We start from the raw sequence: 17373 nt of genomic DNA, 5'->3' as shown, positions 1-17373 counted from the left end.
GAGCGAAACTGCAGATTACTGCTGAAGCCGATATCCAATTCCCCATACGGTTTCTATATATTCTTCCTTTGTTACCTCTTTTATCTTTTTTCGAATATTGCTGATATGCACATCTAAAGTTTTTGTTTCTCCCATATAAGGCTCTTCCCACGCATATTCAAAAATATCTTCTTTGCTGAATACCTGTTTCGGATGCTTTAGTAAAAGCTCTAATATAGAAAATTCCTGTTTCGTAATTTTCCCCAGTGGTTTTCCTTCTACTTCTATTTGAAATCTTTCTCTATCCAGTACCATTTGTTTATGCGAAAGCACATTGCCATTTCCCTCTTGAACACCGCGGCGAAGCTGCACCTGAACTCTTGCCAGTACCTCCTGTATCTCAAAAGGCTTTGTAATATAATCATCTGCCCCTGCAATTAAAAGATTTACCTTATCGTCAAGGGTATCTTTTGCCGTCAAAATAATCACAGAACTGTTTCCCTGTTCCCGTATAAATTCCAAAACTTCCTCTCCCGGTGCTCCCGGCAGCATCAAATCCAGCAACACTAATGCAAAGTTATCCATTTTCAGCACCATTTTTGCTTCCGTTCCTGAAAATGCCTGCGTGGCAGTGTATCCTTGTTTCTTCAATGCTGTAAAAAGTAGATTATTTATATCTGTGTCATCTTCTACAATTAATATTTTCTTATCTTCTTTCATCATTTTTCTCCTTTTGTTTCATAGGACACACTTTCCTATGAAATAAAAGGAGAAATACCATTTTGGTATTTCTCCCTAATATGTACTATGCAATTAATTACTGAACAATTCTTCTAACTGTAATGTAATCTCTATATAATGCATTTGCAGTATATTTAATACCACCCTTTGGATATGGAGCACTGTTAGAAGCATGTACAATTCCGCCATCTCCTGTAAGAATTGCTACATGACCAGGATATACAATTAAATCTCCCGCACGGTGCTGGGAATAATTAATACCTACACCAGAGCTTGCCTGTGCACCACTTGTACGTGGAAGGCTGTATCCGAAGTGTCCGTAAATCTGCTGTGTAAATCCAGAACAGTCAATACCATTTGTTAAGCTGTTTCCGCCATATACATAAGGATTTCCAATAAACTGTTTTGCATAAGCTACAACTGCTGCACCTGTTCCACTATCATAAGATGGTTTTGAACTGCTGCTGCTATTATTGTTGCTGTTATTACTGTTGTTGTTATTGTTACTGCTGTTATTGTTATTGCTGTTATTGTTATTGCTGTTATTGTTATTGCTGTTATTGTTATTGCTGTTATTGTTGCTGTTGTTATTATTGTTGCTACTATTGTTATTGCTGTTATTGTTCTTATTACTGTTGTTATTTTTATTACTGCTGCTATTATTCTTGTTATTATTCTGCTGAGCCTGCTGCTGTTTTTCCTGTTCTTTTCTTGCAGCTTCTTCCTGTGCCTGAATTTGTTCCAATTCTGCTGTCTGCTGTGCAATCAGGTTTTTGTACTGTTCAGCCTGTGCTTTTACATTTGCAATCTGAGCTTCATAGTCAGATGCATTTGCTTTTAAATCATCAATCTTAGTCTGAAGTGAGGACTTCATACCTTCCTGTTCTTCTTTAGCAGTTTCCAATTCAGATTTTTCATTTTCCAATTTTTCTTCTAAATCTTTAACTTCCTGAACAGCTTCTTTCATTTCTTTTAATTCTGCTCTATCGTACGCATACATTTTTTCTGTATTTTCTACTTTAGAAAGCATAGATGCAATACTGTCAGACTCTAATAAAATCTGTGCCCAAGCATCACTTCCACCGTTTTCATACATGTACTGAATTCTTTTCTTCATTGCTTCGTACTGTTCATCTCGGTTCTGCTCTGCCTGTACAAGGTCTTCTTTTGTTTTTTCAATTTCTGCTTCTTTATCTGTAATTTCTCCGGCAAGAATATCAATCTGAGAAAGAACATCTACTAACTCCTGTTCAGAGGAACTAATCTGTCCCATAAGAGCGCTTTTCTCAGCCTCAAGGCTGTCTGCTTTTTCTTCTGCCTCTGAAAGTTTACTCTGAGTTTCTGATTTCTGAGCCTGTACATCATCTTTTCTTGCAGCTGAAACTGGAAGAATTTGTGTCGCTGCCATAGCAAAAATCAATGACAGACATGCTAATCTTTTTTTCATACTTTTATGTACCTCTCCAATAACAATTTTATACTTACTTTCTTAATATCTGTAACATTTATGAAATATTTCTCGAACTTCCTGTATATAATATCATAATTTCTACCCCTTGGCAAGTGTGAACTTGGGATTTTTTAAATTTCTGTTACATATTATTTATAAAAAAATATGATATAACTATCCTATTTTTCCTATATCTTCTTCGTTTTTTCCAAAATTTGTGATATGATAAATCTATCAAATTATTACATAATTCTTGCATGTCTGATTATTTTAAGAAAGGAGTCAAATGAAGCGAAAACTAAATGATATCATCTATACAATATCCAGATATACGGAAATATTTTTATCTGCTGTGATGCTTCTTGTAATTATTACATTAATTATTCCAATGCTTTATAATTTTATCCGTATCCCTCTTTTGGATATTACACCAGGACAATTCACTGAGTTTCTGGGGAATGCTATGACACTCTTAATTGGTGTGGAATTTGTAAAGATGTTGGCAAAACATACCGCTGAAAATCTGCTGGAAGTTTTGATGTTTGCGATTGCAAGGCAAATGGTGGTAGAACATCTCAATACCATAGAAACACTCATCGGCGTTGTTGCAATTGCTGTTATCTTTGCAATCCGTAAATATTTACTTTTAAAAGCTCCGGAAAATAAGGAAAAAACTTACGATAAACTTTAGAAAGAGCTGTCACATTAAGAGCAATCAGAGATATCTATACATTTTTAGCGAATTTGTCGAGCACTCTTTGAGATTACAAGCTCAAAGTGAGCGCAGACTGAGCGCAAAATGTATAGATATTCTCGATGCGACTTAAAATGACAGCTTCTTTACATTAACGGAATAGTTTTGTTGCTGCTTTAATCAGATATTCTGTATCTTTTACTCCTACTGTTTCATAAGGAGAATGCATTGCAAGCTGTGGAAGTCCAATATCCACTGCATTTAAAGCAACCTTTGTATTAGAGATATTTCCCAGTGTAGAACCGCCTAAAATATCGGAACGGTTGGTAAATGTCTGGAAAGGTACTTCCGCTTCATTACATAAATCTTTAAACATTGCTGCTGAAACACCATCTGTACAGTATTTCTGATTTGCACTGTGTTTAATTACAATTCCTTCATTTAAGTATGGACGATTTACAGGATCTGCCTTTTCTGTATAGTTTGGATGAACTGCATGTGCATTGTCAGCAGAAACCATAAAGCTGTTGGCAAGATATCTTAAATAATTTTCATAATCCTGTCCCAGAGCCTGATTTGCACGAACTAATACATCATATAAGAAAGTTGATGCCGCACCCTGTTTTGTACCGCTTCCCACTTCTTCGTTATCAAGAACACAATGTACTGCAATATATTCTTTCTTTTCTCCCGCCAGAAAACCTTTTAAAGATGAAAATGCACACTGCAAATCATCTAATCTTCCGATAGAAACATATTCTTCATTTGCTCCCCATACAGAACCTTTTTCTCTGTTATAAAGGAATAAATCGTGACCTAAAATATTTTCTTCTTTTACATCTGCTGCTTCAGCAATAGTTTTCATAAAAGTATCTTTTGCAGCAATATCTCCGAATAATGGAAGCAAATCCTTCTGTGCATTGTATTTGTACCCATCATTTACTTCTCTGTTCATGTGAATAGCAAGATTTGGGATCATCAGTAAATCTCTGTCTACATCAACCAGCTTTGTCACCAGTTTTCCGTCTTCTTTTACAATCACACGGCCTGCTACAGAAAGAGGACGGTCAAACCACGGAGCACAAATCATACCGCCGTAACGCTCTACATTTAACTTCACATATTTGTTATCCACTGTCATTTCCGGATTTTCTTTAATTTTAAAACATGGGGAGTCACTATGGCTTGCCATAATACGGAAGCCTTTTGCTTCTCCTTCCGGTACAGAAAATGCAATCAGAGAAGAGTCATTTCTTGTTACATAGTAATTTCCGCCCTTTTTAATTTCCCATTTATCAGCTTCCTTTAATTCTGTATAACCTTCTTTTTCCAGAATTTCTTTCATGGAAGCTACTGCATGAAAACAAGTTGGGCTTTTTTCGATAAACTGAATAAGTTCTTTTGCTGTTTCCTGATACATATTTTTCCTCCTTATCTTATATACATAGTGCCCGTACTCCTGAGAGCCGGGCACTATTAAAAATTATTTGTTTTTAGAACGTTTTGCAATAACCGGCATAATAAATCCGAGTCCGATTAATACGAATGGAGTTACAATATTCATTACTAACTGGAATGGATCTTCTGAGTAAATACCCATGATGCAGGCAAATGCTGTAAACGCAAAGCACCATACACCGAAGATAATACCAACTGTTTTATTCTTAACAAAACGATATTCTGCATGGAATTTGTCTCCTGCTTTTTTCAATGCAATATATGCAACGAATACCCAGAGGTAACGCAGAGGCATACATACAGAGTTTACTTTTACAAGCCATTTTACTAACACGTCTACACTTTCGATACCGAATGCAGGAACAATAATCAGTAAGGATACGATAACCATAACTAATTTATGTCCGTTTGTATATGTGCCGTGTTTGTTCTGTTTAAACAGAGCTTTTGGAATGTAATTTTCATCAGCGCTGTCTAAAAGCATACGCAGAGGTGCGTCAATAGACAGGATTAATACTGCAAACTGTCCAATTAAGTTTGTTAACGCATAAACTACTACAAAGAAATCACCAACATGGTAATATTCTCCTAATTTCTGGAATGCGTAGTAAGCACCGTTTGTCATAAGGTCCGGTGGAATATTATTGGAATCAAACATCATACCTAATGCGATTGTTCCTAATACTGCACATACGGTAACCATGATGGCAAGTGTAATCATACCTCTTGAGAAATCTTTTGCAGGATTTTTCATCTTATTTACATAAGGTGAAATCTTCTCACATCCACCTACAGCAAATACCAGAATTGATAAGTTCAAGAAGAACTTGCTGTCAAATGTAGGCATAAACGTTTCCAATGACCATTCGATATCCATTACATCTGCGCCTGTGATTGCAGGTGCTGCAAGCATCATGACGATGAAAAGAATAGACATAATAAACATAGTAGAACCTGCAAGGGATGTCAGTTTATTTAAAACACCAATTCCCTTAGATGCTACCCATACAGCAAACAGGAACAGTACAAGACAGATTACCGCAAGTAATTTTACATCCATCTTACTGATACGTGCATCTCTGAAGATTGCCCAACTTGTTGCAATAACTGCGCCGTTTGGCTTCTGTGAAATATATGGCATATGCACAATCCAGTAGGTCCATCCTGCCAGATAAGCCATTCTAGGTCCGATTGTTTCTAAGATCCAAGAGCTTACACCGCCACCGGCTTCTTTGAAAGCACTTCCCATTTCACCAACCATTAACGCATATGGTACAAAATAAATGGCAAAAATTAATGCCCATGAAACAATTGCTTTTAAACCGCCATATTCAGAAAATCCGTTAATTACATTTCCGAATCCCCATACTGTAGAAAAGGCCATAAAAGCAAGGCTGTACCACATAATTTTCTTTTCGCTTTTGTGGTTATTCATTACTTCTTCTCCTTGTTTCTAATAAATTTTTAGTGACTTTCATTATACCTTTAAAAGCGTCAAATTTTTGTCAAATTTTCTTTTCCAACAATCCCATTGCGATTTTCTCCGGTGTAACAGGCATTTCTTTTATTCGAAGTCCTACTGCATTATATACAGCATTTGCAATGGCCGGACATGGGGTGTTAATTACAATCTCTCCAATAGATTTCGCCCCAAAAGGATGGGATTTTTCATAGCTTGGAGCAAATTCCACTCGAATTTTCTTCACATCCTGACGGCATGGAATTTTATACTGCATAAAGGAATTATTTCGCATCTGTCCTTTTTCGTTATACTGGATATCCTCATATAAAGCCATTCCAATTCCCTGTGCAAGACCGCCTTCTGTCTGCACTCTGGCAAGATTTGGATTTACAGGTGTTCCGCAGTCTACTACAGCTACATAGTCTACCACTTCAATGCTGCCCGTTTCTCTGTCAATCTCTACTTCTGCCATTCCTGCCATAAACGGCGGCGGTGAAATTTCAGAAGAACGATTAACCGTGACATGAAGAGACTGATTATTTCCGCAAGTTCCCTTTACTGCAATTTCTTCTGCAGAAATTTCTCTTTCTCCATCCAGCGTATAAACTTTCTGTCCGTCAAATTCTGTTTCCTGTACAGGGACATCTAATATCTGTGCCCCCAGCTCTTTTATTTTTTGACGAAGTTCTCTGCAGGCATCTGCAACAGCCATTCCCGTAACATAGGTAGTTGCAGAAGCATAAGAACCGGAGTCATAAGGGGAAATATCTGTATCCACACCGAATACTACAATATTTTCCAGTCTGGTCTCTAAAATATCTGCTGCCATCTGTGCCAAAATCGTATCACAGCCTGTTCCCATATCTGTAGCGCCAAGACTTAAAGTATAAGAAGCATCCTCACCCATTTTAATAGTTGCACCACCTACGTCAACACCGGCAATAGAAGACCCCTGCATAGCAAGAGCTGCCCCTACACCACGGATTTTTCCATCTTCTGTCTCATAGCAGGGATATTTTTTGTCCCAGTCAATCATTTCTTTCGCTTTTGCTATACACTCGTCCAAGGTACAGCTTGTAACCACAGGACTTCCGTCATATCCTACAAAAGCGTCTCCTTCTCTTGACACATTTAATGCCCGAAAAGCTACCGGATCCATGCCAATCTTTTCTGCAAGCTCATCAATGGCTGACTCTACTGCAAAAATCCCCTGGGTTGCTCCATATCCGCGATAAGCTCCTGCTGACATGTGGTTTGTATATACCACATCATAAGTAAATCGATATGCCTGCGTATTTCGATACAATCCCAGCGGTTTATGAGCAGACAGGCCTACCGTTGTAGGGCCATGCTCCCCATAAGCGCCTGTGTTAGAAAGCGTATAAATGTCAATCGCTCTTAACAGTCCTTTTTCATCTGCTCCCAAACGCACCTTTACTTCCATTTCATGGCGCGGTGAAGAGCAAATCTGAGACTCATAGCGGGAGTAAATCATTTTAGCCGGTTTTCCCGTCTTTAAAGTAACAATAGCCGGATATACTTCTGCTACAGAAGTCTGTTTTGCTCCAAATCCGCCGCCGATACGTGGTTTTATGACTCTCACTTTAGATGCACCAATGCCCAGAGCTCTCCCTAAAATTCTTCTTATATGGAAAGGAACCTGTGTGGACGCAACTACATTTAATCTTCCAAAATGATCTAAATAAGTATATGCACGGAAAGTCTCCATCATTGCCTGTTGATTTGCTTTTGTATGATAAGTTCCCTCTACCACGTATTTACATTCCTTTAAAAGAGCCTCCACATCGCCCTTGCTTTCCACTCCGGATGCACATAGGTTTCGATGATTATCTGCACCGACAGGAACTTTTGCTTCCCAGTCTTCTTCCGGATGTATAAGAATTTCACTGTCTTTTGCTTTGTGGAAATCCAATACAGACTCTAAAATCTGATATTTCACTTTGATGAGTTTTAAAGCCTTATCCACGGCTTTCTCATTTTCTCCTGCCACAATAGCCACAGCATCTCCTACAAATCTTAAATGCTTATCCAAAATCAATCTGTCATAAGGACTTAATTCAGGATAAGTCTGACCTGCCATGGTAAAACGGTTTTGAGGTACGTCCTCATAAGTAAGAATACAGGCAATTCCCGGAACTTTTTTCGCAATATCTGTTTTAATTTCTTCTATTATGGCATGAGCATGGGGACTTCTCAGCACCTTCACAATTAAACAGTCCGCAGGCGCTAAATCATCTGTATACACCGGCTGTCCTGTAACCAGTGCTTTTGCATCTTTTTTCTGTACTGATTGATTTACATAACTCATACTTCTTTTTTACCCCCTTTCTTATATTCTAAAAATTTCAAAATACTTCTTGTCTGTCCCACAAAACCGGAACAACGACAGAGATTTCCTGCCAGATATTCCAGAATTTCTTCCTCTGTAGGTTCTTCTATTTCTTCTAACATGGCAAATACATTCATAATAAAACCGGGATTGCAAAATCCGCACTGCTCTGCACCTTCATTGGCAAGAAAATCTCCGAATTCTTCTGCTTCTTTCTGCATTCCTTCCAGTGTAACAATTTCCTGTCCATCTGCCTGCACTGCCAATATGGAACAGGAAAGTACAGACTTTTTATTCATAAGAACTGTACACAGCCCACAGTTTGCTGTTTCACAGCCTCTTTTTACGCTATAGCAGCCCTTTTCTCTTAACAAATCTAAAAGTATAGTATCTGCTTCTGCTTCTGCTTTTATTTCTTTTCCATTTAATTTAAATTTAATTTCCATTTTTCCCTCCTGCTTTTAACAATGCTCTTTTTACCAGAACCTGAACAAGAAGACTTCTGTATTCTTTAGAAGCTCTCATATTTCCCGCTGTTCTTACCTGCTCTTTCGCATAAAGAGCAAAGTCACAGGCTGCTTTTTCTTTCTGCAAATCACTCATATCTAAAAAGCCTTTTAAAATATTTTCTTTGTCTTCCACAAGCTTTGCCCGGAAAGGACAGGCGCCTACTGCAATATTTACCTTTCCGGTTTGCTCTACAGAAACTGCACAAGTCAATACAGGGAAATCTGTACTGCTGTTTCTCTGACTGATATATGCCATATTTGCCTGTGTTTTCTTTATAATAAGACGAACCAGAATATCTCTGTCCGGTTTTTCTGCAGCAAATTCTTTTAAAGAAATCCGGCCTCTTTTATAAAGCTCCACTTCTGTATCCATTGCCAAAAACATGGTGAGTACATCAGAAAATCCATATCTTCCAAAAATACTTCCACCTACAGTAGCGCGGTTTCGAAACTGCACCCCTACAATATGGCGAAGACTTTCCTTCATGGCTCCATTTGTATATGCTGCCAGACCTTTATGTACTTCTAACTCTCTTAAAGAAGTCATTGCACCGATTTGAAATTCCTCTTCTGTTTCTTTAATTTCATTCAATCCCAGCTTTGATAAATCAATGGCTGTTCCTACATTTCTGTTTCCCATTTTCAGCCAGAGCATTCCTCCTAATATACAGGAAGATTTTTTCTGGTTCAATTCATACGCTTCTTCCAGACTCTCCGGTCTTACATAATTTTTAATCTTTAACATGTCTGCTCCTTCATCATAATAAAAAGCACTGCCCACGCAGTGCTCCCCTTGTTGTGTTTCCCATGAATTCAGTATAGCACAGGCATTTTGCAGGAAGCAAGCTTTTTCTCTTTTCTTTTTTTCAAATTCGTATTAAAATCTAAATACAGATAACCATGAAGGAGAACAAGATAGAATGAAACATCAAACAGATTTAGGAAAAGACCGAATTCCCATTCTGGTTTTAAAGCTGGCAATCCCTTCTATGATTGCACAGTTTGTCACTGTTTTATACAGTATCATTGACCGAATGTTTATTGGAAATATTAAAGAAATCGGAGATGCAGCCCTTGCAGGTGTCGGCGTATGTGGACCTATTGTTACACTATTGACATCTTTCGGTACACTGATCGGTTTAGGCGGTTCCATCTTAATGTCCATGCGTATGGGTGCCGGAAGAAAAAAACAGGCAGAGTCCATTCTTGCCCACAGTTTTGCCATGCTGGTTCTTTTTTCCGCCATACTGACTATATTATTTTTAGTAAGTAAAAAATATCTGCTCAACTGGTTTGGTGCAAGTCCTGTAACCTTCCCTTATGCAGATGCTTATCTTACCATTTACACCGCAGGAACATTTTTCGCCCTTATGGCTATTGGGCTGAATTATTTTATTACCTGTCAGGGATTTCCGGCAATAGGAATGCTCACTGTTTTAATAGGCGCTGTTACTAATATTGTGCTGGACCCTGTTTTCATTTTCCTGCTCGATATGAAAGTTGCAGGAGCTGCTATTGCTACTGTTATTGCACAATTTGCATCCTGTACTTTCGCTTTTCTGTTTTTAATTGGCAAAAAAGTACCTATTAAAATTACTTTACTGAAAAAACGAAATTTTTCTCCTGTTATTGTGCGAAAAATTTTGATGTTAGGAATTTCCCCATTTTTGATACTGGCTACAGACAGCATGATTATTATTGTGTTGAACTCTGTTCTGCAAAAATTCGGCGGTCCTGACCAGGGAGATATTTTAATTACCTGTGCAACGATTGTGCAAAGTTTTATGATGCTGATTACCGGTCCTATGTTAGGAATTTCCAGCGGTACTCAGGCAATTTTAAGTTACAACTATGGTGCAAAGGAAATCAGGCGTGTTAAAAAAGCAGAAAAATACATTTTAATTCTATGCCTTTGCTTTACCACCTTAATGTTTATACTTTCCCGTATTGTACCTCAGTATTTTATTCATATTTTCACAAAAGACCCGGTGCAGCTTGAACTTTGCACATGGGGAATTGGGGTTTTCACCTTAATGATTGTCCCTCTCAGCTTCCAATACGTATTTGTAGATGGATTTACAGCTCTTGGAAGAAGTAAAACAGCTTTGTTTCTTTCTCTTGCCAGAAAAGGAAATTACATGCTCTTTACCATTCTTCTTCCTATTTTCTTTGGGGCAAAGAGCGCTTTCTATGCGCAGCCTTTGGCAGATGGAATTGCCGCAGTTATGTCAACAATAGGTTTTCTTCTACTATTTAACAAGCACTTAGAAAAACGTGAAAATTCATAGCAAGATAGGAGGTTTTGTTTATGAAAAAATTTTTACTTGTACTACTGGCAGCAGCAACTACTTTATCTTTTTCAGCATGCCAAAAAGATAATTCTCAGGAGTCTGAAGAAGCCGAACTGGACGCAGTTTCTTCCTCTTTAAGCGGAACATTGCTCAAGTATACCGGCACAGAAATATCTATTGAAACTTCTGATGGAAAAGAATTATCTTTTGATAATTGTGAAAAGGCACAACTGGACTTAGAAAATGGGATTATTCCCGGTAATGAAGTGACACTTATGTATGTAGGAGCCATTGACAATACAGATACCAGCAAAGTAAAAATAAGAAAAATCATTACCAGCGAAGATAATTCCAGCGTTCTGGCTCTGGCCAAAAAGGCAGAAGAAAGCATTCCAAACAGTACGGGCTCTCCGGTTGTCTTAGAAGAAGATGACAAACAACAGGAAACTGAAAAGCAGGAGAATAAAAAAGAAAAGGACGATGAAAAAGTCCCGGCAAAAGAAAATGACAAAAAAGATGAGAAAGAAGAGGATGAGAAGGAAGAAACTGATGACAGCAAATTTGCTGTGGGAGACTCCAAAGAAACCACTATTGCCAGCAGTGTATATGTCCGCTCAGAGCCCAAAAGCGGTTCTGAAATTCTGGGAACTTTACAGAGCGGTGCTGCTGTAACCGTTACAAACATAGATGGAAGCGGCTGGTATGAGGTCGATTTTGAAGGACAGAAAGGCTATATCTGGAAAGATTATGTAAACTAAGGAGCCATTTCCTACATTATCTAATAATATATTAGAGCTGTCGTATTTAAGCATATATCAAAAATGTATAGCTATTCTTGATTTTTGCTTAATACGACAGCTCTAAAATTCATATTACTGTTCTGGAAACATTCCCTCAGCCAATGTTTCCACCCCATCCTGTGTCCGCACACCGCTGGCAAAAATTTCGTTCATCATTACAGGAATTACTTTATTATTCTTTACCGCCTTCATTTCAGCAAAAGTATCATCCTGCAAGAACAAATCTTGTTTTTCTTCTTTTATCAGTTCTTCATCATCATCCAGATATGGTGTGTATGTAACAAACAGTACATCCGGATCTGCCTGAACCACTTCCTCTGCCGTCATCACTGCACTCTCCTGTTTTGCAAGAGTTCCGCCAATCTGCGTTACCATATCTCCGGCAAGGCTGTCTGCTCCGTAATTAATAAACCCATCTGTTCCCTTTTCCAAAATCAAAACTGATGGCACTGTTTCCATCTTATCTGCTTTTTTCTTAAGCTCTTTCACCTTATCTTTCATGGACTTTACAAGCTTATCTGCCTTTTCCTCCACCTGAAAGATTTTCCCTATATTTTCAATATCCTTATATTCGTTTTCCAGCGTATCTTTTTCAGATGCCGTATTGGTATTGATATAGACGTTCACATTTTGGTCCAGCCATTCCTGTGGCTCTCCCAGCGTGCTTTCCTCAAAATAAGAAACCCATGAGAAAATCATATCCGGTTCTTCTGCTGTAATCGTTTCTTTGGAAGGTGTAAACTCCTCCAGATTTTTCAACTTGTCAAAGGACTCCTGATATTCTTCTAAAACCGGCTGTTCTATCCCTGCAACAGCTGCAATTTTGTCTTCCAGGCCAAGAGCCAGCATCGTTTCCACACTTCCCTGATAAACAGCTACAACTTTTTCCGGCTGTTTTTCGTAAACAGTCTCATATTCCTTACCGTCTGGTCCTATCGTTTTTATGGTCAGCGGATAGTAAGATTTTTCCTCTTGTTGTGTTTCCTCTATTTCTTCTTTTACTACTGCTTTTTCCTCTTGTTTCTTATCCGTTCCTTTCTTCGGTTCAGAAATGTTACTATAATATACCCCTGTTCCTGCAACTACAGCAGCAATCGCCCCTGCAATAAGCCATTTTTTTGTCTTCTGCTCCACTTCGCTCTCCTTTTATAAAATTTCTATACCCGCTTTTTTACAAGCAGTCAATGTTTCTTCATCCCAGATAGATGCCTGAACTTCACCTACATGCACCTTTCCCAAGAAGAGCATACAAATTCTGGATTGTCCAATACCTCCACCTATAGTCAGAGGAAGTTCTCCTTTCAAAAGCATTTGATGGAAAGGAAGGTTCCTTCTCTCCTCACACCCTGCTTTCTTTAACTGCTCATCCAATGATTTTTCATCTACACGAATTCCCATAGAGGAAATCTCTAAAGCGCACTGCAATGGTTCGTGCCAGAATAAAATATCACAGTTCAATTTCCAGTCATCATAATCCGGAGCTCTTCCGTCATGTCTTTCACCGGAAGCCAGTACATCCCCAATCTGCATAATACACACTGTTTTATGCTCCTTTGTATATACCTGTTCCCTTTCCTTTGGTGTTAAAGACGGATATAAATTTTCCAATTCCTGAGATGTGATAAATGTCACATCTCTACAAAGCTCTGTGTCCAGATTATCATACTGGTATTTTATTTCATCTAATGCATTGCAGATTGTACCTACAATACGCTGTACTGTACTCTTTAAATAATCCAAAGTACGTTCTTCTCTTGTAATAATTTTTTCCCAATCCCACTGGTCCACATAAATTGAGTGAAGGTTATCCAACTCTTCGTCTCTGCGAATTGCATTCATATCAGTTAAAAGCCCTTTACCCACATGAAAATCATAATGATAAAGCGCCATACGTTTCCATTTTGCCAAGGAATGAACCACCTGTGCTGTAGTTCCTGCATCAGGAATATCAAAGTTTACAGGACGCTCCACGCCATTTAAATCGTCATTTAATCCCATAGCAGGGTCTACAAATAAGGGAGCCGTCACTCTCTTCAGCTTTAATGCCATACACAGTTTTTTCTGCATAAGATTTTTAATTGCTCCAATTGCTTCCTGTGTTTCGTATCTGGATAAACATGAATGATAGTCTTTCGGTATGATTACTGTTCCCATTTACTTTCCTCCGTCAAATATTATGTGTCTTATTCTAGTACAAAATATCTGGAATGTAAACATAAATAACCTTCAAGTTCTTATCCATTTGAACTTCTTAGCAAAATATGGTATCCTAATATCAGTATATTTTTGAAGGAAGGAGTCGCTGCATGAAAATACAGGAATCTGCTGAAAACTATTTGGAAACTATTCTCGTTATCAGCAAACGCAAACCTCAGGTTCGCTCTATTGATATCGCCAATGAATTATCCTTTTCCAAACCAAGTGTCAGCGTTGCCATGAAAAATCTCCGACTAAACGGATACATAAATGTTAATCAGGAAGGCTATATCACCCTTACTGAGTCCGGGCTTGCTATTGCGGAAAAAATATATGAGCGCCACGAACTCTTAAGTACATGGCTGATAAAACTGGGCGTAGCTCCTGAAACGGCTTCCGAAGATGCCTGCCGCATGGAACATGTCATCAGTACGGAAAGTTTTCTTGCAATTAAACAGCATACACAAAACATGGCAAAAAAACATAACAATGAAAATTAAATAGGCATCATAATGTCTACTATGCAAAAGAACAACAGCTATCAGCAATTTCGTTGATAGCTGTTGCTCTTCCATAATAAGCTTTTTTCAAAAAATCTACAGGCACTTTTTTATAACCTCTGCACTTGACATATTATAGTACCATTGGTAATAGGCATAAAATTTTCGGTATCCTTATCCGGTGTACCATGAAATAATATAATTTTCCCCATATCTATCTGCCCTGCCATTACAAGTACATTTTTATTTTTTACTACTCTCCAATTGTTCTGCTACTTTTTTCTTAATTCCATTCATCTTTTGATATGTTTCTGCAAGGCTCTGCTGAGTTTTATTAATAATATTTACGTATTCTGCGATTTTATACTGTACTTCTGAAACAGCATCACGTACTCCTTCATAATCTGCTTCTGAACCTATATTCTTCTCTGCCTCCTGCAGTTTTTCTTTTAAATCCTGATTTTCTGTGCGAAGTCTTAAAACTTCCCGTCCTAATTTATCCTTCAAAATTCTTTTTTCTGCTTCCAGTTTTGTCACATCAGAACGCACCACTTTATACTGCTCTTCCAGTTTTTCCAATTCTTCTCTTAATTTTGTATTTTCTGTTTCACAAGCTTCAAGCTTTGCCCCCTTCTCCTCCATAAGTGCAGCCTCATTTATTTCCCCTTGTTTTAGAAGATCTTCTAATTCTTTAATTCTGACTTTATAATTAGCCACAGCATCTTCATGCTCTTTCTTCATGTAAAAAATCTTTTCATTCATACTTTCTACATATTCAATAACTTCATCTCGTCTGTAGCCTCCTACTGAGGTTTTAAATGTAATTTCATTCTCCATGCATATTCTCCCCTTTATGTAAAATTAAAATTTTATCCCCTGCATCTTTTATTATCTTATCACGTATTTTACAATTCTTCCAGCATATTTCATACAAAATCCCTGGTTTTTTTAATTCCCTAAAATTTTTTTTAAAAAAAGTATTGACATTTTTAGTTTTATGCCATATAATCAATTTTGTTGCTGAGGCAGTCAGCTAACAAATGTGCGTTTAGCTCAGCTGGATAGAGCGTTTGGCTACGGACCAAAAGGTCGGGGGTTCGAATCCTCTAACGCACGTATATCCCTTATATCTTCGGATATAAGGGATTTTTTTGTTGTATGGAACGTACCGCAAGAATTACACTTAATGCGACAGCCTCTTTCTTATTTTCTATGAAAGGATTTTATTATGTTTACTTCCTACCAACTCAAACAGCAGCTTTCTTCTATTAATCGAAAAAGCTATCCTGCTTACAAAACTTTAAAAGGTATTTACGATTTTAAATATTATCTGCTCTCCATAGACCATGTACAGGGAGATCCTTTTGCCTCTCCTTCACATCTGAGTATTCAGGTTCCTGCAAAACTTGCTGATTTTCCTGATTATTGTTTTTCCACAAAAGCAATACGAATTGCTGTACAGGACTATCTTTTGCGGAAATTTTCCCATCAGCTTTCTGTTTACAGCTTTAAAGCAAAAGGTTCTGGCAAAAGCGGCTCTATTTCCACTACCAACTGCGGACAAGAAGTTCTGGAAAGAAGCGCCTGTGAAATAAGCTCTGACTTTATCACTGTTCGCTTTACTGTAGGTTTTCCTGCTAACGGAAGAACTATCAATGCCTTTGAGCTGGAAAAAATTCTCTTTGATTTTCTTCCTGCTTGTGTGGAAAATGCACTGCTTTATAAAAATCTTCCCCACAAAACCATTGAAAATATAGTATTCCTCGCTGAAGACCAGGAGTTTCTGCGACAGGAACTAAAAAAACGCCATCTTGTTGCCTTTCTCGCAAATGGTTCTATTCTCCCAAGAGAAAGCGGAATTTCCCAAAAACCGCTTCAAAATGCCATTCCATTTCAATCACCTGAGTCTCTTGCCATAGAAATCTCACTGCCTCATAAAGGCACAATAAAAGGAATGGGAATTCCTAAGGGTATTACCCTGATTACAGGCGGCGGTTATCATGGAAAATCTACACTTTTAACAGCACTGGAAACAGGTGTATACAATCATATTTCCGGTGATGGCAGAGAATTTGTCCTTACAGATGCATCCGCTGTTAAGCTTCGCTCAGAAGATGGACGTTTTATTAAAGATGTAGATATTTCCCTCTTTATCAATGATTTACCTAACGGAAAAGATACGCATTGTTTCTCTACTTTAGATGCCAGCGGCAGCACCTCTCAGGCAGCTGGAATTGTAGAAGGCATAGAGGCTGGCAGTAAACTTTTCCTTTTGGACGAGGATACTTCTGCCACTAATTTTATGGTACGGGATGCTTTTATGCAGCAAGTCATCAGCCGTGATAAAGAACCAATTACACCATTTTTAGAACGTGCGGCACAATTATTTGCCAAAGCAGATATTTCCACCATCCTGGTAGCCGGCAGTTGCGGAGCTTTTTTTCATATTGCAGACACCATTATACAAATGGACAATTATCAGGCTATGGATATTACAAAGAAAGTCAAAAAACTTTGCCCTAAATATCCCCTGCCTCCATCTGCCGCCGCTGATTTTTGTATGCCGTCTTCTCATCGCATTATGAGCAGTACCAAAAAATCTTCTTACAAAGATTTTAAAATAAAATGTCAGGGTAAAGATGCTTTTTCTCTTGGAAAAGATATTGTCGATTTAAGATACATAGAACAACTGATAGACAAGGAGCAAACTGCCACCCTGGGAGAATTATTAAAATATGCCCGGGAACATCTGATTGACGGAAAACGTACTCTTGCAGAAATTGTACATACGCTGCAAGACTCTCTGGAAAAAGATGGTTTCAGTAAAATTTGTAACTGTTCTTATATTCCCTGCGGTATGGCTATTCCCCGCACAGAAGAAATTTTTTCCTGTTTCAACCGATATCGAAGGCCATAATTTCATACAGAATAGGCTGTCGAATT

Annotated in this window: 15 protein-coding genes and 1 tRNA gene; 6 read left to right on the top strand and 10 right to left on the bottom strand. The window is 38.0% G+C overall.

All coding sequences use genetic code 11. The features are described 5' to 3' along the window. Positions 1-15 precede the first annotated feature (15 nt). Together BQ7352_RS06445 and BQ7352_RS06440 are read right to left on the bottom strand one after the other, a co-directional pair. Positions 16-699, bottom strand: a complete 684-nt coding sequence (locus BQ7352_RS06445) for a response regulator transcription factor (protein WP_072447985.1) — start codon at positions 697-699, stop codon at positions 16-18. 97 nt (positions 700-796) lie between these two features. Continuing rightward, complete coding sequence (locus BQ7352_RS06440) at positions 797-2167, bottom strand: C40 family peptidase (RefSeq protein WP_072447983.1); 1371 nt, start codon at positions 2165-2167, stop codon at positions 797-799. A 289-nt stretch (positions 2168-2456) separates the two neighbouring features. Between BQ7352_RS06440 and BQ7352_RS06435 the strand changes: the two genes are divergently transcribed. Beyond that, entirely contained in the window at positions 2457-2861 is a 405-nt protein-coding gene (locus BQ7352_RS06435; protein WP_072447981.1) for a phosphate-starvation-inducible PsiE family protein, read from the top strand. A 154-nt stretch (positions 2862-3015) separates the two neighbouring features. On the opposite strand, the gene BQ7352_RS06430 is transcribed toward BQ7352_RS06435, so the two are convergent. The 5 genes from BQ7352_RS06430 to BQ7352_RS06410 form a co-directional block, all read right to left on the bottom strand. Then, positions 3016-4284, bottom strand: coding sequence for a M18 family aminopeptidase (locus tag BQ7352_RS06430; protein ID WP_072447979.1), 1269 nt, complete (start codon positions 4282-4284; stop codon positions 3016-3018). A gap of 63 nt (positions 4285-4347) precedes the next feature. After that, a complete protein-coding gene (locus tag BQ7352_RS06425; protein WP_072447977.1) occupies positions 4348-5757 on the bottom strand; it encodes an APC family permease in 1410 nt (469 codons plus the stop codon). Positions 5758-5827: 70 nt separating this feature from the next. Then, a complete protein-coding gene (locus BQ7352_RS06420) occupies positions 5828-8113 on the bottom strand; it encodes a xanthine dehydrogenase family protein molybdopterin-binding subunit (protein WP_072447975.1) in 2286 nt (761 codons plus the stop codon). Next, on the bottom strand, positions 8110-8580 hold the full coding sequence (locus BQ7352_RS06415; protein ID WP_072447973.1) for a (2Fe-2S)-binding protein: 471 nt from the start codon (positions 8578-8580) through the stop codon (positions 8110-8112). Before BQ7352_RS06415 ends, BQ7352_RS06420 begins: the two co-directional genes overlap by 4 nt. Next, the gene (locus BQ7352_RS06410; protein ID WP_072448649.1) at positions 8570-9388 is read right to left on the bottom strand and encodes an FAD binding domain-containing protein; all 819 of its coding nucleotides are present in this window, start codon (positions 9386-9388) and stop codon (positions 8570-8572) included. The genes BQ7352_RS06415 and BQ7352_RS06410 overlap by 11 nt, the downstream gene beginning before the upstream one ends. A gap of 175 nt (positions 9389-9563) precedes the next feature. On the opposite strand from BQ7352_RS06410, the gene BQ7352_RS06405 reads away from it, so the two are divergent. Together BQ7352_RS06405 and BQ7352_RS06400 are read left to right on the top strand one after the other, a co-directional pair. After that, positions 9564-10931 (top strand): MATE family efflux transporter, encoded by a 1368-nt coding sequence (locus BQ7352_RS06405; protein WP_072447971.1) that lies wholly within the window; start codon positions 9564-9566, stop codon positions 10929-10931. A 20-nt stretch (positions 10932-10951) separates the two neighbouring features. Further along, positions 10952-11692: an SH3 domain-containing protein gene (locus BQ7352_RS06400; RefSeq protein WP_072447968.1), complete on the top strand. Its 741-nt coding sequence runs from the start codon at positions 10952-10954 to the stop codon at positions 11690-11692. 114 nt (positions 11693-11806) lie between these two features. Here BQ7352_RS06400 and BQ7352_RS06395 read toward each other — a convergent pair whose 3' ends face one another. Further along, positions 11807-12868, bottom strand: a complete 1062-nt coding sequence (locus BQ7352_RS06395; protein WP_072447966.1) for an ABC transporter substrate-binding protein — start codon at positions 12866-12868, stop codon at positions 11807-11809. A 12-nt stretch (positions 12869-12880) separates the two neighbouring features. Then, complete coding sequence (gene asnA, locus BQ7352_RS06390; RefSeq protein WP_072447964.1) at positions 12881-13888, bottom strand: aspartate--ammonia ligase; 1008 nt, start codon at positions 13886-13888, stop codon at positions 12881-12883. Positions 13889-14040: 152 nt separating this feature from the next. Between asnA and BQ7352_RS06385 the strand changes: the two genes are divergently transcribed. Next, positions 14041-14430 (top strand): metal-dependent transcriptional regulator, encoded by a 390-nt coding sequence (locus BQ7352_RS06385; RefSeq protein WP_072447962.1) that lies wholly within the window; start codon positions 14041-14043, stop codon positions 14428-14430. A 243-nt stretch (positions 14431-14673) separates the two neighbouring features. Here the strand turns inward: BQ7352_RS06385 and BQ7352_RS06380 are convergent, their stop codons facing one another. Beyond that, entirely contained in the window at positions 14674-15267 is a 594-nt protein-coding gene (locus tag BQ7352_RS06380) for a hypothetical protein (protein WP_072447960.1), read from the bottom strand. A 205-nt stretch (positions 15268-15472) separates the two neighbouring features. On the opposite strand from BQ7352_RS06380, the gene BQ7352_RS06370 reads away from it, so the two are divergent. Both BQ7352_RS06370 and BQ7352_RS06365 read left to right on the top strand, forming a co-directional pair. Further along, positions 15473-15546, top strand: a tRNA-Arg gene (locus tag BQ7352_RS06370). A 112-nt stretch (positions 15547-15658) separates the two neighbouring features. Continuing rightward, complete coding sequence (locus BQ7352_RS06365; RefSeq protein ID WP_072447956.1) at positions 15659-17347, top strand: ABC-ATPase domain-containing protein; 1689 nt, start codon at positions 15659-15661, stop codon at positions 17345-17347. The last annotated feature ends 26 nt before the right edge of the window (positions 17348-17373 follow it).

The sequence above is a fragment of the Blautia sp. Marseille-P3201T genome (assembly GCF_900120295.1).
Lineage (GTDB): Bacteria > Bacillota > Clostridia > Lachnospirales > Lachnospiraceae > Blautia.
This window is presented reverse-complemented; position numbering and strand designations above follow the sequence as displayed.